A 21485-nucleotide genomic window follows, 5' to 3' on the forward strand; every position below is an offset into this window, starting at 1 on the left:
GTCATCCCCGGCCGGAGCGGCGAAGCCGCGGAGGGGAAGGGGATCCAGGGCCCGCCGCGGTCCCGTGTCGATCCCTGGCCGCCGGCGCCCCTGGATCCCCTTCCCGGCGCTCCGCGCCGCCGAGGACGACGGAAGGATCGGGGCATGAGCGAGAACCCGACCGAGCCTCACTTCTCCGGCACGTTCAGGCGGATGTGCAGCTCGCGCAGCTGCTTGGGGCTCGCCTCGCTGGGCGCGCCCATCAGCAGGTCGAGCGCCTGCTGGTTCATCGGGAACAGCGCCACCTCGCGCAGGTTCTGCGCGCCGCAGAGCAGCATCACCATGCGGTCGATGCCCGCCGCCATGCCGCCATGGGGCGGCGCGCCGTACTGGAAGGCCCGGTACATGCCGCCGAAGCGCTCCACCACGGTCTCCTCGCCATAGCCGGCGATCTCGAAGGCCTTCACCATCGCCTCGGGGCGGTGGTTGCGGATGCCGCCCGACGCGATCTCGAAGCCGTTGCAGGCGATGTCGTACTGGAACGCCTTGATGGTGGTCGGGTCCTGCGTCTGCAGCGCCTCCAGCCCGCCCTGCGGCATCGAGAACGGGTTGTGCGAGAAGTCGACCTTCTTCTCGTCCTCGTTGTACTCGAACATCGGGAAGTCGACGATCCAGGCCAGCTCGTAGCGGTTCTCGTCCACGAGGTTGAGGTCGAAGCCCACCTTGTTGCGGGCCGATCCGGCGAACTTCACGAACTTGTCGGGATCGCCGGCCACGAAGAAGGCGGCGTCGCCGTCCTTGAGGCCGAGCTGCGCCTGGATGGCGGCCGTGCGCTCCGGGCCGATATTGTTGGCGATCGGCCCCGCGCCGGCGCCCTCGCGCCACATCACATAGCCCAGCCCCGGCTGGCCCTCGCCCTGCGCCCAGCTGTTCATGCGGTCGCAGAAGGCGCGGCTGCCGCCGCCCGGACCCGGGATGGCCCAGACGCGGTTCTTCGGGTCCTCGAGCATGCGCGCGAAGACCTTGAAGTTGGAGCCGCGGAAATGCTCGGACACGTCCTGCATCTCGAGCGGGTTGCGCAGGTCGGGCTTGTCGGAGCCGTATTTGCGCATCGCGTCCGCATAGGGGATGCGCGGCCACGGGCTCGGGGTCACCGGCTTGCCGCCGCCGAACTCGGAGAACACCCCGCCCACCACGGGCTCCACCGCGGCGAACACGTCCTCCTGGGTGACGAAGCTCATCTCCAGGTCGAGCTGGTAGAACTCGCCCGGCAGGCGGTCGGCGCGCGGGTCCTCGTCGCGGAAGCAGGGCGCGATCTGGAAGTAGCGGTCGAAGCCCGCCATCATGATCAGCTGCTTGTATTGCTGGGGCGCCTGCGGCAGGGCGTAGAACTTGCCCGGATGCAGGCGCGAGGGCACCAGGAAGTCGCGCGCGCCTTCCGGCGACGACGCCGTCAGGATCGGCGTCTGGAACTCGAAGAAGCCCTGCCCCTTCATGCGCCGGCGGAGCGAATCGATGATCGCCCCGCGCTTCATGATGTTGTCGTGCAGGCCCTGCCGGCGCAGGTCGAGGAAGCGGTAGCGCAGCCGCGTCTCCTCCGGATAGGGCTGGTCGCCGAAGACCTGCAGCGGCAGCTCCGCCGCCGGCCCCAGAACCTCGATCTCGGTGACGAAGATCTCGACCGCGCCCGTCGGCAGGTCGAGATTTTCCGTCCCGGCCGGCCGCTTGCGCACCTTGCCGTCGACCCTCACCACCCATTCGGCGCGCAGCTTCTCGGCGTCCTTGAAGGCGGGCGAATCCGGGTCGACCACGCATTGCGTCATGCCGTAATGGTCGCGCAGGTCGATGAACAACAGGCCGCCATGGTCGCGGATGCGGTGGCACCATCCGGAGAGGCGGACCTCCTGGCCGACGTCGCTCTCGCGGAGCGCGCCGCAGGTCTGGGTGCGATAGCGGTGCATGGGACCGTCCTGAACGATCGCCGCGATGGCCGGCGACATGTCTGCATGGCCGGGCTCCGGCCCGGAAACGTGGGCCGGAAAAACCCACACGCCCCCTGCTTTGTCAAGAAGCGGGCCGGCCCGCACTGGCGTCCCAGGCTTTGCTGCGCTATCAGGGCCAGCCATGCCTTTGATCACCACAACCGACGCCCTCGCCTCCGCCTGCGCGCGGCTCGCCCGCCACCCCTTCGTGACCTTCGACACGGAGTTCATGCGCGAGACGACCTATTACCCGAAATTGTGCCTGATCCAGCTCGCCAGTCCCGAGGACGTGGTGCTGGTGGATCCCTTGGCGCCCGGCCTGGATCTCGCCCCCTTTCTCGACCTGATGCGCGACAAGGCCGTCGTCAAGGTCGTGCATTCCGGCCGGCAGGATCTCGAAATCCTCTGGAACATGGGCGAATGCATCCCCACGCCGCTGTTCGACACCCAGATCGCCGCCATGGTCTGCGGCTATGGCGACAGCGTCTCCTACGAGCAGCTTGCGCATGACCTCGCCAAGGCGCGGGTCGACAAGTCCTCCCGCTTCACCGACTGGTCCAAGCGCCCGCTCTCGGAGGCCCAGCTCGTCTACGCCCGCTCGGACGTCACGCATCTGCGCGATGTCTACGCCGCCCTTCACGCGAAGCTCGAAGAATCCGGCCGAACCCATTGGCTGGAAAACGAAATGGAGATCCTCACGTCGCCCGCCACCTATCGGGCGCATCCGGAGGACGCCTGGCAGCGCCTGCGCGGACGCATCCGCAAGGCCAAGGAGCTGGCCATCCTGGTCGAGCTCGCCGCCTGGCGCGAACGCGAGGCCCAGTCCCGCGACGTCCCGCGCAGCCGCGTGCTCAAGGACGACGCCCTGATCGACGTCGCCACCTCCGCGCCGCGAACGCCCGAGGCGCTCGGCCATCTGCGCTCCATCCCGTCCGGTTTCGAGCGCTCCCGCTCGGGCGCGGAGATCGTGGCCGCCGTCGAGCGCGGGCTGGAGCGCGATCCGCGCACGCTCCCGCCGCTGGAGCGCGGCTCGCGCCGCAACTTCAACCAGGCCACGGTGGAGCTGCTGAAGGTCCTGCTGAAGATGACCTGCGAGCAGGAGGGCGTCGCCGCCAAGATCGTCGCCACCGTCGACGACCTGGAGGCCATCGCGGCCGACGACGAGGCGAAGGTCCCGGCCTTGTCGGGCTGGCGCCGTGAGCTCTTCGGCGTCCGCGCGCTCAATCTCAAGCAGGGGCGGCTGGCTCTCGCCATCGAGAACGGACGGGTCGTGGGCGTCGACCGTTAGCGCCGGGCCGGCGGCGTTATCGTCTGTTAACGCTATAGTTGTATAATTTCGGCGTGGATACCTCTGCGGGAGCGCAGCATGGAACCCCAGGCCGAACTGACGGCGTCGCGAGCCAGGCTCGCCCAGCGCCTTCTGGACGCCGACCCGGACCGCGAATTCGTGCTGCGATGCGGGCGCTGTGGCCTGGAGCTGGCGCGCAGCGGCGCGTGGATCCGCCGCCATCCCGTGTTCATGTGCGGAGGCTGCTTCCAGGACACCCCGCTCGACCTCGCCGCGCTGGAGCGGGGAGCCGGGCCGGAACGCGGATTGCGCCGCCGCCGCGCTCCGCAGCTCCTGGCGCCGGACCAGCCGCCCATCCGCCTGCGGCCGACGCGCTTCATGCTATGGCGATATGGGGGGTCCGTCCGATGATGCGGGCCAGCTGTTTCAGGCGGTTGAACAGCCGGTCGTTGGCGAGGGCGCCGAGCTCCGGCGGCAGCGCCAGTTCGAGCCGCCCCTGCGAGCACGCCAGCGGCGTGCGGGGCAGCACGCCCGGCATGGCGGCCGACACCAGATAGGCCACCCGCATCGCCGCGCCGAGGATCCGGGCGCGGTCGATCATCCGGGTGGAGGCGAGTTCGCGCAGGCGCGGGCTGACCTGGTCGTCCGACAATCCGAGATGCCGGTAGGCCACCGCCAGCGCCACATAGGCGCGCCCGGGATGGTCGATGCCCACGAAGCCCGCATGCGCGATGATGTTGAGCGACTGCTCGCCCCGATAGTCCGGATGCGCGCGCCAGCCGATGTCGGCCAGCAGGCAGGCCGCATGCCGCAGCCGCCGGTCGTCCGCCGTCTCGTCGAGATTGTTGGACGCCATGAACCGGTCGGTCCAGGCGCAGAGCTCCTCGCCGTGCCGGGGCGAACGCGAGCGCAGCACGTTCAGCTCGCGCGCCGTGACCAGGAGCGGGTCTTCGGCGCGCTGCGCCTCCTCCAGCTGCTCGAACAGCAGGCCCTCGCGCACCCCCATGGCGGAGACGACCACCTCGGACGGCTTGGCCATCTTGATGATCTGCTCCAGCACCAGCGCCCCGTAGGCGAGCAGCGGGCGGCGCGCGGCGGAGATCGATTCGATCGAATCCAGCGTCTCGGCTTCCACCCGCTCCACCAGGCGGGCGAAATCCGCCGCGTCGCGGGCCGGGATGACGTAGTTGTGCATGACGCGCAGGGGATAGCCGCGCTGCTTCATGTGCAGGCGGGCGAGCGCGCGCCACGTGCCGCCGACCGCATAGAACGCCCTCCCCCGCGCGGCCTCGATCTGCGGCAGGTCCTCGAAGGCGTCGCGCACCAGCTTGATCGCCTTCTTGATGCTCCCGCCGGACCTGTCCTGCAGCGCCAGCCCGCCAAGCGGCAGGGTGACGCCGCCGCCGAGCCGGTGGCCCTTCACCTCGATCAGCTCCAGCGAGCCGCCGCCGAGGTCTCCGACCACGCCGTCCGGCTTCCAGATGCCCGACACGATGCCCAGCGCCGAGAGCTTGGCCTCCCGCTTGCCCGAGATCAGCTCCACCGGTTGCCCGGTGACCTGCTCGCACCGGGCCAGGAACTCCGCGCCGTTGGAGGCGTCGCGGGCCGCCGCGGTGGCCAGCACCCTCACCTCCTCGATCCGCATCGTCTCGCAGAGCACGCGAAAGCGCGCCAGGGCCGAGAGCGCCTTGTCCATGGCGTCCTGGGCGAGCCGCCCCGTGGTCAGCACGTTGCGCCCCAGCCCGCACAGCACCTTCTCGTTGAAGATGGGCGTGGGCGAGCGCGTCAGCCCCTCATAGGCGACGAGGCGCACCGAGTTGGAGCCGATGTCCACGATGGCGACAGGCGCGCCGAGTTTCAGGCGGCCTTGGGCGAGTTCAGGCATGGGGTCCCTATGGTCAGACGTCGGCGGCGCCCGCCAGCACGGATTCCAGGCGGATCCGCTGCGCGGCCAGGCTCTTGGGGCTCGAGCTCTTGAGCGACTTGCCGCGGCCCGAAAGGCTCGGATTCGTCATGAAATAGCGGTGGGCGTTGAACGGCGTCTCTCCCTCGGCGGGCGAGACCCGCTGGCTCGTCCCGTCCGGCAGCACGCGCCAGCTCTGCTCGTTGTCGAGGAAGTTGGCGAGCATGATCTGGTCCAGCACCTGCTGGTGCACGGTCGGGTTCAGGATCGGAGCCAGCGCCTCCACCCGGCGGTCGAGGTTGCGCTGCATCAGGTCCGCCGAGGAGATGTAGAGATGCGCCTTCGGGTGGGGCAGCCCATGGCCGTTGCCGAAGGCGTAGATGCGCGAATGCTCCAGGAAGCGCCCCACGATCGACTTCACCCGGATGTTCTCGGAGAGGCCCGGCACGCCCGGCCGCAGGCAGCAGATGCCGCGAACGATGAAGTCGACCTGCACGCCCGCCTTGCTGGCCTCGTAGAGCGCGTCGATGATCTGCGCGTCCACCAGCGCGTTGCACTTGCCCCAGATCGCCGCCGGCCGCCCGGCCTTGGCGTGCGCGATCTCCTCCGCGATATGGGCCAGGAGCTTCTTCTTCAGCGTCAGCGGCGACACCGCCATGCGCTCCAGCTCCGCCGGCTCTGCGTAGCCCGTGATGAAGTTGAAGATCCGCGCCACGTCCCGGGCGATCACCGGGTCGGCCGTGAAGAAGGACAGGTCCGTGTAGACCCGCGCCGTGATCGGGTGGTAGTTGCCGGTGCCCACATGGCAATAGGTGACGAGCTGCCCCGCCTCGCGGCGCACCACCATCGAGAGCTTGGCGTGGGTCTTCAGCTCGATGAAGCCGAACACGACCTGCACGCCCGCCCGCTCCAGATCGCGCGCCCAGCGGATATTGGCCTCCTCGTCGAAGCGCGCCTTGAGCTCGACCAGCGCGGTGACGCTCTTGCCGGCCTCGGCCGCCTCCGCCAGCGCCTTCACGATGGGGCTGTCGGAGGAGGTGCGGTAGAGCGTCTGCTTGATGGCGACCACGTTCGGGTCGCGGGCCGCCTGGGCGAGGAACTGCACCACCACGTCGAAGGACTCGTAGGGGTGGTGGACGATGATGTCCTTCTGGCGGATCGCCGCGTAGCAGTCCCCGCCATGGTCGCGGATGCGCTCGGGAAAGCGCGGATTGTAGGGGGAGAATTTCAGGTCCGGCCGGTCGAGGCCGACCAGCTGCGACAGGTCGTTCAGCGCCAGCATGCCTTCGGTGAAGAACAGCTCCTCCGGCTGCACGTCGAACTCCTTGGCGACGAACTGGCGCAGGTTCTCCGGCATCGATTCCTCGACCTCGAGGCGGATCACCGATCCGCGCCGCCGCTGCTTCAGCGCCGTCTCGAACACCCGCACGAGGTCCTCGGCCTCCTCCTCCACCTCGATGTCGCTGTCGCGGATGACCCGGAAGCCCCCGAGCCCGCGCACCGTGTAGCCCGGGAAGAGCCTCCCGATGAACAGCGAGATCGCCTGCTCCACCGCGATGAAGCGCACCGCGCCGGTCTCGGCGAGGTCCGGCAGGCGGATGAACCGGTCCACCTTGTTGGGCACGCGGATCAGCGCGTTCAGGAGACGCCCGTCCGTGGTCCGGAACAGCTCCAGCGCCAGCGAGAATCCGAGATTGGGGATGAACGGGAAGGGATGGGCCGGGTCCACGGCCAGCGGGGTGAGCACCGGGAAGACGTGGTGCAGGAAGAAGTCCTCCAGCCAGGCGAGCTCGTTGCGGGTCACCTCCGGCCCGTCCACCAGCACGATGCCCACCTCGAACAGCGCATGGCGCAGCTCGCGCCAGCGGCGCTGCTGGTCGCTCGCCAGCACGGTGACGGCCTCGCCGATGCGGGCGAGCTGCTCGGCCGGCGACAGGCCGTCCTGCGAGAGCTGCACGATGCCGGACTTGAACTGGCCCTTCAGGCCGGCGACCCGGACCATGAAGAACTCGTCGAGATTGTTGGCCGAGATCGACAGGAACCGCAGCTGCTCCAGGAGAGGATGACTGAGGTTCGACGCCTCCTCCAGCACCCGCCGGTTGAAGTGAAGCCACGACAATTCGCGGTTGATGAAGCGCTCGGGCGAGGCCGTCAGGTCCGCCGAGGGCTTCGCCTCGGAAACCACCGCCGCCGGCATCGGCGTGAGCTCGGCCTGGGCGGAGACCGGCGCCTTGGGGGCGGCGTCCCGGAGGCTGGCGACGGCGCCGCTGTTCGCGGCTGCGGCGTCCCTGGGGCGCGCCGCCTTGGCGGGCTTGGCGTCCTCCCCCGGAGCAGGCTTCGCGGCGGCCTTCCTGTCGGCCTTGGCCGGACCGGTCGTCTGCTCGTCCTTCAAGGCCACTCGCCGTCTCCCGGGATTGAGCTTTGCGGTCGTCAAACAGCTTCTCCCAAGGGTCTACGACAAATCGAAGACAGGCAACCGGGCCAGGCGCGGGCGGCGCGCGTCAGCCCGGCTCGTCCCCGTCCCGGAGCCTGAGGATCTCGGCCGCCAGCGGCCGCGTGATGCGGCGACCGCGGGCGAGCCCCTCCCGGTCGAGCGTCTCCACCACCGCCTGCGCGGCCGCGATCGAGCGGTCGATCCGCAGCGCCAGATACTCCACCACCGAGGTGTCGACCACGAGCTGGCGCTCGATGAACATCTTCACCAGCACGGCGCGGACCAGCGCGTCGTCGGGTTCGCCCAAGGTCGCCGTGGGCGCCAGGCGCAGGCGGGACAGCAGGTCCGGCGTCGCCAGCCCCCAGTCGGAGGGCGGCGTGCGGGCGGTCAGCAGCAGCGAGGACTTGCGCTCCCGGGCGATGTTGAGGAGGTGGAACAGCGCGTCCTCCTGCCCCTGCATGGCGTCGCAGTCCTCGATCACCAGCGCGCCGGCCGAGGCCAGGTGAGGCACGTCGGGCAGGCGCAGCGCGGCGCGGGCGACCGTCCAGGCGTGGCTGCGCTTGGCCCAGATGGCGGCGCAGTGGCTCTTGCCGGAGCCCGGCGGCCCGATCAGCAGGAGCACGGGATCCGGCCAGTCCGGCCAGCGGTCGAGCACGTCGAAGGCCGCCTCGTTCGAGGCGCTGACGAGGAAGTCCTCGGCGTCGAGCCCGGCGTCGACGGGCAGGTCCAGCGCGAGCTGGCGGGGCTTTTCGGTCACGCTCAGGCGTCCGGCCCGGGGTCGCGCCGCAGCGGCGCCGCGGCGCTGGTGTAGATCGGGCTCGCCAGATATTGCCGCAGGCCGAACCGCGCCAGCACCCCGGCCGTCGCCGCCAGCGGCACGGCCAGAAGCAGGCCCACGAACCCGAACAGCGTGCCGAAGGCGAACAGCGCGAACATCAGCCACACCGGGTGCAGCCCCACCGCCTCGCCCACGAGCTTGGGCGACAGCACGTTGCCCTCCAGGAACTGCCCGGTGAAGAACACCGCCAGCACGGCGCCGACCATCACCCAGTCGGGCCAGAACTGCACGATGGCGACCGAGGCCGCCAGCACGAGGCCGGTGAGCGACCCCACATAGGGGATGAACGAGATCAGCCCCGCCAGCATGCCGATCAGGAAGCCGAAATTCAGCCCGCACAGGAGCAGGCCGACCGCGTACCAGGTGCCCAGCAGCAGGCACACCAGCGACTGGCCGCGGATGAAGCCGCCGATCGCGTCGTTGATCTCGCGGGCCAGCCCGCGGACCGTCGTCTTGTGGCGGGGAGGAACCCAGCTGTCGACCTTCTCGATCATGCGGTCCCAGTCCACCAGCAGGTAGAAGGCCACCACGGGCGTCACCACGAGCAGCGAGACGAGCCCGATCAGGGTCTGGCTGCCGTTCCACAGCGACTTCAGCACGTCGCCCAGCCAGGCGATGCCCTTGCCGATGAAATCGCCCAGCGAATTCTGAAGGTCGGGCGCGACGGTCCCGCCGAAGCGCTCCAGCAGGGGCCGGCCGCGCTCGGCCACGAGCTGCTGCAGCCTTTGCGCGTAGCCCGGCACCTTCTCGGCGAAGTCGGCGAGATTGCTGGCCAGCACCGGCAGGAGCAGGAGCAACGCCACCACGAAGACGAAGACGAACAGGCCGAGGATGGCCACCGACGCCCAGAGCCGGCTGCAGCCCAGCCGCTCCAGCCTGTCGGCCAGCGGGTCGAGGAAATAGGCGAGCGCCAGCCCCGCCACGAAGGGCAGCAGGATGCCGCTGAACACGTAGATGCCCAGGCCCGCGACGCCGAGCGCGATCAGCCAGAACGCCGCCTGCCGCTGCAGCGACATCGGCCGTTCGGGGGCGGCCGGGGGCGCATCCGCCGGCTGGACGGCCGTGCGGTCATAGGGGGCGATCACGACGCCATGTGTTTCAGCCATCGTGCGAGATAGGCGCCCGCCGATGCGATCGTCAAGCAGGCCACGACCGCCATGCCGGCCTCGACGAGCCGGGATTCGTCGAAGCCGTAGCTGAGCGACCCCAGGATCACCGCCGCGAAGGCGATCTGCGCCGTGGTGTTGGCCTTGGACAGCCGCGACGGATTGATCGCGATGGGCTTGCCCAGCACCCAGGACAGGATGATCGCGCCCAGGATCATGACGTCGCGCGACACGACCACGATGGCGAGCCACCCCGGCAGCTGGCCCACGACGGCCAGCGACACGTAGATGCAGACCAGCAGCGCCTTGTCGGCGAGCGGGTCCATATAGGCGCCCAGCTCGGAGCGCATGTCGAAGCGCCGGGCGATGTAGCCGTCCACCGCGTCGGAGACGCCCGCGATCGCGAAGGCGACGAAGGCGAGGGTCCATTCGGACTGGCCGATCATCGCCACCACGAACGGAACCAGGAGGAACCGGCCGATGGTGATCAGATTCGGAATGTTCACGACGCGCATGATCAAAGCTTAGGCGACCGGGGCGCCTTTCGCGAGCTTTCGCCGGCGCGGGAGCGGCGGTCCTCACAGGCAAGCGAGGCCGCGCCCCTTGCCAGCCCGCCGCTGTCGGCTTACTCCGCCCGCAGGACGGAGGATTTCCATGGCGACCGACAAGGGCGGCGGCCTGACTTACGCGCAAGCGGGCGTCGACATCGACGCCGGGAACGCCATGGTCGAGGCGATCAAGCCGCTGGTGCGCGCCACCGCGCGCCCGGGCGCCGACGCGGTGATCGGCGGCTTCGGCGGCCTGTTCGACCTCAAGGCCGCCGGCTTCAAGGATCCGGTGCTTGTCGCCGCCAATGACGGCGTCGGCACCAAGGTCAAGATCGCCATCGAGACCGGCAAGCACGACACGATCGGGGTCGACCTCGTCGCCATGAGCGTCAACGACCTCGTCGTGCAGGGCGCCGAGCCGCTGTTCTTCCTGGACTATTTCGCCACCGGCAAGCTCGCCCCGCATGTCGGCGCGCAGGTCATCGCCGGCGTGGCGAAAGCCTGCAAGGAGGCCGGCTGCGCCCTGATCGGCGGCGAGACGGCCGAGATGCCCGGCCTCTACAACGAAGGCGATTACGACCTCGCGGGCTTCGCGGTGGGCGCCGCCGAGCGCGGGACGCTGCTGCCCCGCCCCGACATCGCCGACGGCGACGTCCTCATCGGCCTGCGCTCCTCGGGCCTGCACTCCAACGGCTTCTCGCTCGTCCGCCGCATCGTCGACCTGAGCGGCCTGCCCTGGGAGGCCCCGGCGCCCTTCGAGCCCGAGCAGGCCATCGGGGCGGCCCTTCTCGAGCCGACGCGCCTTTACGTAAAGCCGATCCTGGCTGCGCTGAGAAGCACCACGGGGATCAAGGCGCTGGCCCACATCACCGGAGGCGGCTTCCCGGACAACATCCCGCGCGTGCTGCCGGAGGGCCTCGCCGCCGTGGTGGAGCTTTCGGCCGTGCCGGCGCCGCCGGTCTTCAAGTGGCTCGCCGCCGTCGGCGGCGTGACCGAGGCGGAGATGCTGCGCACCTTCAATTGCGGGATCGGCATGGTGGTGGTCGCCGCGGCCGCCGAGGCCGACGCCGTGACGGCCGCCTTCGCGCAGGCCGGGGAAGAGCCCGTGCGCCTCGGCCGCCTCGCCCCGCGCAAGGACGGCCAGGCCGTCGTCTACAAGGGCCAGCTCGACCTGGCCCTGCCGAACCCATGACGCGCCGGCGCACCGCGATCCTGATCTCGGGCCGCGGCTCCAACATGGAGGCGCTGATCCAGGCCGCGCGGGATCCGTCCTTCCCGGCCGAGATCGCGCTCGTCCTGTCCAACTGTCCCGGCGCGGGCGGCCTGGACAAAGCGTCGCAGGCCGGCGTCCCGACAGCGGTCGTGGACCACCGGTCGCATTCCGACCGGGACGGGTTCGAGGCGGCCATGCAGGCGCAGCTCGAGGCGCATGGCGTCGAATTCGTCTGCCTCGCCGGCTTCATGCGCATCCTCACCGCGGGCTTCATCGCCCGCTGGGAGGACCGCCTGATCAACATCCACCCCTCCCTCCTGCCCGCCTTCCGGGGACTGCGCACGCATGAGCGCGCCCTCGCCGAAGGCGTGCGGATCCATGGCTGCACGGTGCATTACGTCGTCCCCGAGCTCGACGCCGGCCCGATCATCGCGCAGGCCGCGGTCCCGGTCCTGGACGACGACAGCGCCGATACGCTCGGCGCGCGGGTGCTCCAGGCCGAGCACGCGCTCTACCCGTTCGGCCTGGCGCTCGCGGCCGGCGGCCGGGCCCGCCGCGAAGGCCAGCGCGTGCGCGTAGCTGGCGCAAAACCGCAGCCCGCGCTCGTCAGCCCCCTGCTGGATTGACCGAAGTCGCTACACGCATCATTGCGCCTCCAGGTTGCCATGATCCTGCCGGCTTTCGGCGGGTTCATCAGTCAACTCCTTGCAAAAGCAAGGTGATTCGGGGCAGAGCACGATGCGGCACAGACACTGGTCTGCGTTTTCGATGATCCTCGCGATGGTCGCGCTCCTGGGTGGAACGGCGCTCACGATCGACGTCGCGGTGCGGCGGATCTCGCATGGGCCCACGCCCATGATGCTAGACGAGGCCGAGCTGGGCGACCTCTTTCAGGACCTGACGTCCCCGACCTTCACCGACGCTCCCTCGCCGCTCTCGCGGTGGTAGAACAGCAGGTCGAGTTCGGGCGCCTCGGCGCCGAGGCCGGTCAGGAGGGCGTGGACCTGCCCGCGATGGTGCGTCTGGTGGTTGAAGAAGTGGTCCAGCGCGGGCGCTAGCGGCTGGGCGAAGACCTCGCCCGTCGTGACGCGCGCGTAGCGGATGGACCCGGCGAGCCTCTCCTCGGTCAGTCCCTGCGCGAAGGCGACGATCCGGGCGTCCTCCGCCTCGCGCGCGCGCCTCAGATCCTCCAGCCGGTCGTGCAGGATGACGTCCAGCCGCTTCGGCGCATCGCCCTCGCCCGTGAAGCGGCGCATCCAGATGCGATCCGCCGCCAGCAGATGGTTCAGTGTTCCGTGCACGGACCGGAAGAACGCTCCCCTGTCGGCGCGGTAATCCGCATCGTCGAGCCGCGCCGCCGCGTCGTAGAGGCGGCGGTTGGCCCAGGCGTTGTAGCCGGCGAAGGAGCGGATGCGCGGGCAATTCATCTGAAGACCTTTGTCAATTGGACGGCGCAGGTCTACCGTGGACCTTGGCTTCGAGCGGGATGCTACCCCGAAGCCCGCGGAGGGGAAAAGATGAAACGTTATCTGGCGGAAGGACTCGGCACGGCCGCGCTCGTGTTGATCGGCTGCGGCGCCGTCGCAGTCAGCGGGCTCGGAACGGTGCTCAGCAGCGGCGTTCCCAGCGGGCCGCTCGCCATCCTGCCCATCGCGATCGCGTTCGGCTTCACGGTGACGGCGATGGCCTACGGCATCGGCCCGATCTCGGGATGCCACATCAACCCGGCCGTCACGGCGGCGGTGTGGTCGGCCGGCCGCATGACCGGCGGCGACGCGCTGCGCTACGTCGCCGCGCAGGTGATCGGGGCCGTGCTCGGCGCGGGGCTCCTCGTCGTCATCCTGATGGGCCGCAAGGGCGGCTACGACGTCGGCCAGGCCGGGCTCGGCCAGAACGGCTGGGGAGCGGACTGGAACGTCTTCTCGGCCTTCGTCAGCGAGGTCGTGGCCACCTTCCTGTTCACGGTCGTGATCCTCGGGGCCACCTCGAAGGCCGGCGCGACGCCGGTCGCCGGGCTCGCCATCGGGGTCACGCTCCTGGTCCTGCACCTGCCCTTCGTGGCCATCACGGGCCTCTCGGTGAACCCGGCCCGCTCCTTCGGACCGGCGCTCTTCGTCGGCGGCCAAGCGATGGCGCAGCTGTGGCTCTTCATCGTCGCGCCCGTCCTCGGCGGCCTTGCGGCCGGCGCCCTGTTCCGCAACCGAGTCCTGGAGGACTGACCGGGAACCGGCCGCGGCGCGCCCGGCGCGTCGCGGTCTCGCGCGTCTCCTTGTGGCCCCGCGCCGCCGCTTGTATAAGCCGGGCGCCGCACGGCCGTCGCCGCCGCAAGCCGGCGGACAACCCATCAGGAGACATTTCGTCATGGCGCTCGAGCGCACTTTTTCGATCATCAAGCCCGACGCCACGCAGCGCAATCTGACGGGTTCCGTGAACGCCGTCATCGAGGCCGCCGGCCTGCGCATCGTGGCCCAGAAGCGGATCCAGATGACCCGCCAGCAGGCCGAGACCTTCTACGCCGTCCACAAGGAGCGGCCCTTCTTCGGCGAGCTCGTCGACTTCATGATCTCCGCCCCCGTGGTGGTGCAGGTGCTCGAGGGCGACAACGCCATCGCCCGGTACCGCGAAGTGATGGGCGCGACGAACCCGGCCAACGCCGCCGACGGCACCATCCGCAAGCTCTTCGCCAAGTCGGTGGGCGAGAACTCGGTCCACGGCTCGGACGCTCCGGAGACCGCGGCCGTCGAGATCGCGCAGTTCTTCGCGGGGAACGAGATCGTCGGCTGACTTCAACCGAATTCGCAACTGACGGTTGGTTGAGAGAATCAATCGTCGGAAATCTTCTGGCGGGAACCACAACAGGGTTCCCGCCATGCCGCCCGCACTGGATCTCACCACGCGAGAGCTGACGCGGCTTGACGCCGGGCGGGGGGACGGCGCGTCCCTCGATTGGGCGTCCGTGGCGCGCGACCTGCTGCTTCGGGCCGCGCAGCGGCTCAGGGGAACGGCGCAGGCCGAGGCGCAAGCGACCGAATCTCCCGTGGAGAAGCTCGTCCACGACCTGCGCTTCCTGGCCTGCGAGATGGCCTGGAGCACGATCCCGAGCCTGGTCGTGCTCGACCAGATCACCGGCGAGGCGGTGCAGCGGATCGACGAGGCGCTGCCTCACCTGGGCGACGGCGAACGCCGGACCGCCCTCATCGACCTCTGCCGGCAGGACGCCTGGCGGATCATCATGGACATTCGCCGGGCCGCGTGATGTCGTCTGGCGGCATCGCCAGGCGCCGACATGAACGCACCCGTCACCGTCACCCGTCGTCCCTCCGTCTGCCCGCATGACTGTCCGTCCGCCTGCGCGCTGGAGGTCGAGATCATCGACGGCGCGCGCGTCGGCCGGGTGTATGGCGCGCCGGACCAGGCCTACACGGCGGGCGTGATCTGCGCCAAGGTGGCCCGCTACGCCGAACGGGTTCACCACCCTGACCGCGTCACCCACCCCCTTCTGCGCGTCGGCCCCAAGGGGTCCGGCCAGTTCCGGCGCGCATCCTGGGACGAGGCGCTCGACGTGGTGGCCGAGAATTTCCTGAAGGCGGAGCGCGAGTTCGGCGCCGAGTCCGTCTGGCCCTATCACTACGCCGGCACCATGGGCCTGGTGATGCGCGACGGCGTGAAGCGCCTCACCCACGCCAAGCGCTATTCGGGCTTCTACTCCACCATCTGCATCAACCTCGCCTGGCCGGGCTACATCGCCGGCACGGGCAAGCTGGCGGGGCCGGACCCGCGCGAGATGGGGAAGTCCGACTGCGTCGTCATCTGGGGCACCAATGCGGTGTCCACGCAGGTCAACGTGATGACCCACGCGGTCCGGGCCCGCAAGGAGCGCGGGGCGAAGATCGTCGTCGTCGACGTCTACCAGAACGCCACCATGAAGCAGGCTGACATGGCGCTCTGCCTGCGGCCGGGAACCGACGGCGCGCTCGCCTGCGCGGTGATGCACGTGCTCTTCCGCGACGGGCTGGCGAACTGGGACTATCTGCGCCGCTACACCGACGCGCCGGAGGAGCTGCGCGACCACCTGCGGACGCGGTCGCCCGAATGGGCCTCCGCCATCACGGGCCTGCCCGTCGAGGAGATCGAGGCCTTCGCGCATCTCGTGGGCCGCACGCCGCGGACCTATTTCCGTCTGGGCTACGGCTTCTCCCGGCAGCGCAACGGCGCGGTGAACATGCACGCCGCGTCCTGCCTCGCGGCCGTCACGGGCGCGTGGCTGCACGAGGGCGGCGGGGCCTTCCACAACAACGGCGCGATCTATCACTGGCGCAAGTCCCTGATCGAGGGCCTCGACGCCTATGACCCGTCCGTCCGCAAGCTCGACCAGTCGAAGATCGGGCGCATCCTCACCGGCGATCCGGACGCCCTCAAGGGCGGGCCGCCCGTCAAGGCGCTTTTCGTGCAAAGCACCAACCCCGCCGCGGTCGCGCCCGAGCAGGGCCTCGTCAAGCAGGGCTTCGCCCGCGAGGACCTCTTCGTCTGCGTCCACGAGCAGGTGATGACCGAGACGGCCCGGCTCGCCGACGTCGTCCTGCCAGCCACGATGTTCATGGAGCACGACGACCTCTACCAGGGCGGCGGGCACCAATACATCATGTTCGGCGGGAAGCTGGTCGATCCGCCGGGCGAATGCCGCTCCAACCACGAGGTCGTCTCCGCCATCGCGGCGCGGGTCGGGGCCCGCCACCGCGGCTTCGACATGACGCCGCGCGAGATCATCGACTGGACCTTGCGCGAGTCGGGCTGGGGGACGCTGGAGGATCTCGAGGCGGGCAAGTGGATCGACGCCCAGCCCCCCTTCGAGCAGGCGCATTATCTGGACGGCTTCGCCTGGCCGGACCGCAAGTTCCGCTTCAAGCCCGACTGGCCCAAGGTGCCCTTTTCCAATGACGGGCCGATGGGTCCCATCGCCGACATGCCGGCCCTCCCGGACCACTGGGCGGTGATCGAGGAGGCCACGCCCGAACACCCGTTCCGGCTGGCGACCAGCCCGGCCCGCAATTTCCTCAACACGAGCTTCAACGAGACGCCGACCTCGCTGAGCAACGAGAAGCGCCCCACGGTGATGATCCACCCGGCCGACGCGGCCGCGCTCGGCGTCGCCGACGGCGAGGAGGTGGCGCTGGAGAACGACCGCGGCTCGGTGCGCCTCGCCGCGCGCCTGTTCGAGGGGGTCCGGCGTGGCGTCCTGATCGCCGAGTCGATCTGGCCGGACAGCGCCTATCCGGACGGCAAGGGCATCAACCACCTCACGGGCGCGGACGCGCCGGCGCCCTTCGGCGGCGCCGCGTTCCACGACAATCGCGTGCGCGTCGTGAAGACTTGACGTGACGCGTGCACTTGCGAAGGGTGCGAGACAAACCTTGCACAGGGATTCTCCTTCATGCTCGTCGCTCGCCTCGCCCTCGCCTTCTCCCTGGTCGCATCCTCCGCCATGGCGGGCGGCTCCTCCTCGAACTTCGCCGAGCCGCAGCCCGATCCCGCCACGAGGAGCATGAACCGCTATGCGGCGAAGCTGTGGGTGTTCGATCGCTGCCTGATCAGCCAGTCGAGGCTCATGGGCACGACCCGCGAGGCGGTGCACACGCCGTGCAGCTGCTACTCGACCAGGACGGTCGACGGCATGACCAAGGTGGAGTTCGAGAACTTCCGCCAGAAGAGCTATTTCGACGACACGACCCGCGACAAGGCTCTCGCCAACATCGACGCCTGCAAGCTGAAGCGCCCGATCTGACGCGGCTCGGCCGAGCGCGGGAGCGGGCCTACTCGGCCGCCTCGACCTTGGATGCGGCGGCGCCGTCCTCGTCCGCGGGGACGAGCCGCATGGCCTCGTCCCGCTGCCGGGCCTGCTCGGCCAGCTTGGCGAGCCGGCGCTGGCCGTCGGGCTGGATCAGCCCCGCCGACATGATCAGCTTCGCGCCTTCGTCGACCGAGATCGACAGCTCGATCACCTCGTGGCGCGGCAGGTAGAAGAAGAACCCGGTCGTCGGGTTCGGCGTGCAGGGCATGAACACGGCGACATACTCGTGCTGGCCCGGCATGCGCTCCTGCAGCTCGCCCTGCGGCGGGGTCGACAGGAACACGATCGACCACATGTCCTTGGCCGGAAACTGCACCAGCCCGACCGTGCGGAATGACGTGCCCGACTGCGAGAACACCGTCTCGAAGATCTGCTTCACGCTCTTGTAGAGCCCGCGCACCACCGGCATGCGCCCGAGCAGGGTCTCGCCGAAGTCCAGCAGCGAACGGCCGACCAGGTTGGCCGTCAGGAAGCCCAGCACCGTCAGGCCGAAAAAGGCGACGATCATCCCGAAGCCGGGGATCGGGTATTGCAGATAGGTCTCCGGCAGATAGGGGGCCGGGATGAAGGGCTTCACCCAGCCGTCGACCAGATTGACCACCCACCAGGTGATGTAGGCGGTGATCGCCAGCGGCCCCGCGACGACGACGCCGGTCAGGAAATAGGCCCGGAGCCGGTGCCCCGCCGACCGCTTCGGCGGGGGAACCGGGGCGATGAACGGAGTCGCCGCCAGACCAGCCTGCGGGGCCTCAACCGGCTCGATGCTCATGCGTCAGAACCCCTCGACGGACAATGCGACGCACGCAGGCGGAGCCATGCGTGCGAGAGGCGTTCCGCGACGCGCTCCGACGAACAGGTTTATTCGACGGTGACGGATTTTGCCAGATTGCGCGGCTGGTCGACGTCCTTGCCCAGCGCCACCGCCGCCCAGTAGGCCAGCAGCTGGATCGGAACCGCATAGACGATGGGCGCGAAGTCGGCTCCCATCGGCGGCATCACCACGTTCTCCAGCCCGTCCAGCCCCGACTCGGCCGCCGCATGCGCGTCCGAGATGAGCACGATGCGTCCGCCGCGCGCCGCCACCTCCTGCATGTTGGAGACCGTCTTCTCGTAGAGCGCGTCGCGCGGCGCGATGACGATCACCGGCATGGTCTCGTCGATCAGCGCGATGGGGCCGTGCTTGAGCTCGCCCGCCGCATAGGCCTCGGCGTGGATGTAGGAGATCTCCTTCAGCTTCAGCGCGCCTTCCAGCGCCATCGGGAAGCTGGAGCCGCGGCCCAGATAGAGCACGTCGCTGACCTTGGAGAGGTCGCGCGCCACCTGCTCGACCTCATGCTCGTGCTTCAGCGTCTCCGCCATCAGGCCGGGGACGGCGATGAGCTCGGTCACGAGGCGCAGGCCCTCGCTCTCCGACAGGGTCCCGCGCGCGAGCCCGGCCGCCACCGCCAGGCAGGCCAGCACGGTGAGCTGGCAGGTGAACGCCTTGGTGGACGCCACGCCGATCTCCGGACCGGCCAGGGTCGGGGCGACCACGTCGCTCTCGCGGGCGATCGAGGAGGTGGGCACGTTGACGACGGACAGGATCTTCTGGCCGTTCTCCTTGGCGTAGCGCAGCCCCGCCAGCGTGTCGGCGGTCTCGCCCGACTGGGAGATGAACAGCGCCAGGCCCTTGCGGGGCAGCGGCGCCTCCCGGTAGCGGAACTCCGACGCGACGTCGATCTCCACCGGCAGCCGCGCGAAGCGCTCGAACCAGTACTTCGCCACCAGCCCGGCGATATAGGCCGTGCCGCAGGCCGAGACCGTCAGCCGGTCGAGGTCCGCCCAGTCGAACGGGACCTCGAAGGGCAGGCGCACGCGGCCGGTCGCCATGTCGATATAGTGGGCGAGCGTGCGCCCCACGACCTCCGGCTGCTCGTGGATCTCCTTGGCCATGAAGTGGCGGTGGGCGCCCTTGTCGACCAGGAAGGCGCCGGCGCTGGTCTTCTGCTTCGGGCGCTGGACGACGACGTTGTTCTGGTCCCGGAACTCGGCGCCGCCATGGCGCAGCACGACCCAGTCGCCGTCCTCCAGATAGGTGATGGTGTCGGTGAAGGGCGCGAGCGCCAGGGCGTCGGAGCCCAGATACATCTCCCCGTCGCCCCAGCCGACGGCCAGCGGCGCGCCGCGCCGGGCGCCGATCATGAGGTCTTCCTCGCCGTCGAACAGGAAGGCGAGCGCGAAGGCGCCGCGGAACTGGGCCAGCGACGCCGCGACGGCCGCAACCGGATCGTTGGTGCGGCGCATCTCGCGGGTGACGTATTGCGCCACCACCTCGGTGTCGGTCTCCGATTCGAAGCGCAGCCCGTCGGCCTGGAGCGTTTCGCGCAATTCGCGGAAGTTCTCGATGATCCCGTTATGGACCACGGCGAGCTTGTCGGTGGCGTGCGGATGCGCGTTCCGCTCGCTCGGCCGTCCATGGGTGGCCCACCGCGTGTGGCCGATGCCGATCAGGCCGTCCAGCGGCTGCTCGCGCAGGCGCGCCTCGAGGTTGCGCAGCTTGCCTTCCGCACGCCGGCGATCCAGCCGCCCGCGTTCGAGGGTGGCGACGCCGGCTGAGTCATAGCCCCGGTATTCGAGGCGCTTCAGCCCGTCCACGATCAGCGATGCGACCGGTGTCGTTCCCAGGATGCCGACGATCCCGCACATGGTTTGGTCTCCAGAGCCTAATCCGCGACGAGCGAGCGCCCCGTTCAGTGCTTATTAGATCGCGCTTGTCACCGCGCGAAATCACATTGGATGACCAAGAGTAACAGATCGAAGGTCGATCTGCGCGCGTCCTTCATCAGTAAGCCCGCATAACGTGCATTTATCGTCAATTCTTCTTGTTGGCGTCCCGGAAAGCCTTGCCCCAGCCCGCCTTGACCACCTGCCTGCCGCGGCCCAGCGCCAGCGCGTCCTCCGGCACGTCGTCGGTGATCACCGAGCCCGATCCCACGAAGGCGCCGGCGCCGACCGTCACCGGCGCGACCAGGGCGGAGTTGGAGCCGATGAAGGCCTTCTCGCCGATCACGGTCCTCGCCTTGTGGAAGCCGTCGTAATTGCAGGTGATCGTCCCGGCCCCGATATTGGCCCCGGCCCCGACCTCCGCGTCGCCCACATAGCTGAGATGGTTGACCTTCGCGCCCTCGCCGAGCCGCGCGTTCTTCACCTCGACGTAATTGCCCACCTTGGTCTTGGCGCCGAGCTCCGCGCCCGGCCGCAGCCGCGCGAAGGGGCCGATCTCCGCATGGTCGCCGACCTTCGCCTTCTCGATGTGGCAATTGGCGTGGATGACGACGTGGGCGCCGATCTCGACGCCGAGGCCGAACCACTGGTTCGGCTCCAGCACCGTGTCGGCCCCGAAGGTCGTGTCGTGGCTGAGGAACACCGTCTCGGGCGCGATCATCGTCACGCCCGATCGCATCGCCGCCTCGCGCAAACGGCCCTGCATCAGGGCCTCCGCGGTGGCGAGCTGGACGCGGTCGTTGACGCCGCGCACCTCGTCCTCGCCGGCGATGAGCGCCTGGGTGGCGTAGCCCCTCTCGCGCGCCGCCCCCACCACGTCGGGCAGGTAATACTCCTTCTGGGCGTTGTCGGCGCCCACCGAGTCCAGGAGCTCCAGCGCGTGACGCCCGTCGAGCGCCATCAGGCCGGCGTTGCAGAGCCGGACGGCCCGCTCCTCCTCGGTGGCGTCCTTGTGCTCGCGGATGGCCAGCAGCGACCCTTCCTCGATCAGCAGGCGCCCGTAGCCGGTCGGGTCCTGCGCCTCGAAGCCGAGCGCCGCCACGGAGGCGCCCTCCCCGACCGCGTTGCGGAGCCGCCGGATCGTCTCGGGCCGCACCAGCGGGGTGTCGGCGAAGAGCGCCACGATGTCGTCGAAGCCGTCGGCGATCGCCTCCCGGGCGGCCAGCACGGCGTGGGCCGTGCCGAGACGCTCGGCCTGCACGAAGATGCGGGCCGACGGCGCGAGGCGGCGCGCCTCCTCGGCCACGTCCTCGCGCCCCGGCCCGACCACGACCGCGATGGCGTCCATGTCGGCCGCCCGCACGGCCGCGATCACGTGCCCGAGCAGGCTCAGCCCGGCCACGGCGTGCAGCACCTTGGGCCGGGACGACTTCATCCGCGTCCCCTCCCCCGCCGCCAGGATGACGGCGAGGCCGCGCCGCGTCACCGCCGGGCCCAGCAGCTCATCCTTCAGCGCGCCGGCCGCTTCGTGGTCGGGGCTCGGCCGCCCGTCCGTCGTCGAGGCCGCGGCGGCGGCAGGGGGGATGGTGATGTCGCTCATGGGAGGATCCGGATCGGCTGGTGGGGTTTCATTTACGATGACG

Annotated in this window: 19 protein-coding genes; 9 read left to right on the forward strand and 10 right to left on the reverse strand. The window is 69.7% G+C overall.

Features of this window, described 5'->3' with window-relative positions; all coding sequences use genetic code 11:
• Positions 1 to 167: 167 nt before the first annotated feature.
• Complete coding sequence (gene aspS, locus ACYVO7_RS22740) at positions 168 to 1940, reverse strand: aspartate--tRNA ligase (protein ID WP_460452053.1); 1773 nt, start codon at positions 1938 to 1940, stop codon at positions 168 to 170.
• Between the two features lie 163 nt (positions 1941 to 2103).
• On the opposite strand from aspS, the gene rnd reads away from it, so the two are divergent.
• Both rnd and ACYVO7_RS22750 read left to right on the forward strand, forming a co-directional pair.
• Positions 2104 to 3249: a ribonuclease D gene (gene rnd / locus ACYVO7_RS22745; RefSeq protein WP_460452054.1), complete on the forward strand. Its 1146-nt coding sequence runs from the start codon at positions 2104 to 2106 to the stop codon at positions 3247 to 3249.
• A 78-nt stretch (positions 3250 to 3327) separates the two neighbouring features.
• A complete protein-coding gene (locus ACYVO7_RS22750; RefSeq protein WP_460452055.1) occupies positions 3328 to 3660 on the forward strand; it encodes a hypothetical protein in 333 nt (110 codons plus the stop codon).
• On the opposite strand, the gene ppx is transcribed toward ACYVO7_RS22750, so the two are convergent.
• The 5 genes from ppx to ACYVO7_RS22775 form a co-directional block, all read right to left on the reverse strand.
• The gene (gene ppx, locus ACYVO7_RS22755; RefSeq protein WP_460452056.1) at positions 3626 to 5134 is read right to left on the reverse strand and encodes an exopolyphosphatase; all 1509 of its coding nucleotides are present in this window, start codon (positions 5132 to 5134) and stop codon (positions 3626 to 3628) included. The genes ACYVO7_RS22750 and ppx overlap by 35 nt on opposite strands.
• Before the next feature lie 13 nt (positions 5135 to 5147).
• Complete coding sequence (locus tag ACYVO7_RS22760; RefSeq protein WP_460452082.1) at positions 5148 to 7349, reverse strand: RNA degradosome polyphosphate kinase; 2202 nt, start codon at positions 7347 to 7349, stop codon at positions 5148 to 5150.
• Positions 7350 to 7653: 304 nt separating this feature from the next.
• The gene (locus ACYVO7_RS22765; RefSeq protein WP_460452057.1) at positions 7654 to 8343 is read right to left on the reverse strand and encodes an HdaA/DnaA family protein; all 690 of its coding nucleotides are present in this window, start codon (positions 8341 to 8343) and stop codon (positions 7654 to 7656) included.
• A 2-nt stretch (positions 8344 to 8345) separates the two neighbouring features.
• Positions 8346 to 9530, reverse strand: coding sequence for an AI-2E family transporter (locus ACYVO7_RS22770; RefSeq protein ID WP_460452058.1), 1185 nt, complete (start codon positions 9528 to 9530; stop codon positions 8346 to 8348).
• On the reverse strand, positions 9506 to 10045 hold the full coding sequence (locus tag ACYVO7_RS22775) for a CDP-alcohol phosphatidyltransferase family protein (protein WP_460452059.1): 540 nt from the start codon (positions 10043 to 10045) through the stop codon (positions 9506 to 9508). Before ACYVO7_RS22775 ends, ACYVO7_RS22770 begins: the two co-directional genes overlap by 25 nt.
• Before the next feature lie 139 nt (positions 10046 to 10184).
• Here ACYVO7_RS22775 and purM point away from each other — a divergent pair, with 139 nt between their 5' ends.
• Together purM and purN are read left to right on the forward strand one after the other, a co-directional pair.
• Positions 10185 to 11270 carry a phosphoribosylformylglycinamidine cyclo-ligase gene (purM, locus tag ACYVO7_RS22780; protein ID WP_460452060.1) on the forward strand — a complete coding sequence of 362 codons (1086 nt, stop codon included), beginning with the start codon at positions 10185 to 10187 and terminating at the stop codon, positions 11268 to 11270.
• On the forward strand, positions 11267 to 11917 hold the full coding sequence (purN, locus tag ACYVO7_RS22785) for a phosphoribosylglycinamide formyltransferase (RefSeq protein ID WP_460452061.1): 651 nt from the start codon (positions 11267 to 11269) through the stop codon (positions 11915 to 11917). The genes purM and purN overlap by 4 nt, the downstream gene beginning before the upstream one ends.
• Positions 11918 to 12181: 264 nt before the next feature.
• Here the strand turns inward: purN and ACYVO7_RS22790 are convergent, their stop codons facing one another.
• Entirely contained in the window at positions 12182 to 12718 is a 537-nt protein-coding gene (locus ACYVO7_RS22790) for a DinB family protein (protein WP_460452062.1), read from the reverse strand.
• A 90-nt stretch (positions 12719 to 12808) separates the two neighbouring features.
• On the opposite strand from ACYVO7_RS22790, the gene ACYVO7_RS22795 reads away from it, so the two are divergent.
• The 5 genes from ACYVO7_RS22795 to ACYVO7_RS22815 all read left to right on the forward strand — a co-directional run bounded on the left by ACYVO7_RS22795 (position 12809) and on the right by ACYVO7_RS22815 (position 17073).
• A complete protein-coding gene (locus ACYVO7_RS22795; protein ID WP_460452063.1) occupies positions 12809 to 13510 on the forward strand; it encodes an aquaporin in 702 nt (233 codons plus the stop codon).
• Between the two features lie 142 nt (positions 13511 to 13652).
• On the forward strand, positions 13653 to 14075 hold the full coding sequence (gene ndk / locus ACYVO7_RS22800; RefSeq protein ID WP_460452064.1) for a nucleoside-diphosphate kinase: 423 nt from the start codon (positions 13653 to 13655) through the stop codon (positions 14073 to 14075).
• Positions 14076 to 14160: 85 nt separating this feature from the next.
• The gene (locus tag ACYVO7_RS22805) at positions 14161 to 14547 is read left to right on the forward strand and encodes a hypothetical protein (protein WP_460452065.1); all 387 of its coding nucleotides are present in this window, start codon (positions 14161 to 14163) and stop codon (positions 14545 to 14547) included.
• 30 nt (positions 14548 to 14577) lie between these two features.
• The gene (locus ACYVO7_RS22810) at positions 14578 to 16665 is read left to right on the forward strand and encodes a molybdopterin-containing oxidoreductase family protein (RefSeq protein WP_460452066.1); all 2088 of its coding nucleotides are present in this window, start codon (positions 14578 to 14580) and stop codon (positions 16663 to 16665) included.
• Positions 16666 to 16722: 57 nt separating this feature from the next.
• Entirely contained in the window at positions 16723 to 17073 is a 351-nt protein-coding gene (locus tag ACYVO7_RS22815) for a hypothetical protein (protein ID WP_460452067.1), read from the forward strand.
• A 28-nt stretch (positions 17074 to 17101) separates the two neighbouring features.
• On the opposite strand, the gene ACYVO7_RS22820 is transcribed toward ACYVO7_RS22815, so the two are convergent.
• The 3 genes from ACYVO7_RS22820 to glmU all read right to left on the reverse strand — a co-directional run bounded on the left by ACYVO7_RS22820 (position 17102) and on the right by glmU (position 21442).
• Positions 17102 to 17908: a DUF502 domain-containing protein gene (locus ACYVO7_RS22820; RefSeq protein WP_460452068.1), complete on the reverse strand. Its 807-nt coding sequence runs from the start codon at positions 17906 to 17908 to the stop codon at positions 17102 to 17104.
• An 89-nt stretch (positions 17909 to 17997) separates the two neighbouring features.
• Positions 17998 to 19824 carry a glutamine--fructose-6-phosphate transaminase (isomerizing) gene (gene glmS / locus ACYVO7_RS22825; RefSeq protein ID WP_460452069.1) on the reverse strand — a complete coding sequence of 609 codons (1827 nt, stop codon included), beginning with the start codon at positions 19822 to 19824 and terminating at the stop codon, positions 17998 to 18000.
• Positions 19825 to 19990: 166 nt separating this feature from the next.
• Complete coding sequence (gene glmU / locus ACYVO7_RS22830; protein WP_460452070.1) at positions 19991 to 21442, reverse strand: bifunctional UDP-N-acetylglucosamine diphosphorylase/glucosamine-1-phosphate N-acetyltransferase GlmU; 1452 nt, start codon at positions 21440 to 21442, stop codon at positions 19991 to 19993.
• Positions 21443 to 21485: the final 43 nt, after the last annotated feature.

It is taken from the genome of Alsobacter sp. SYSU BS001988 (assembly GCF_054796215.1).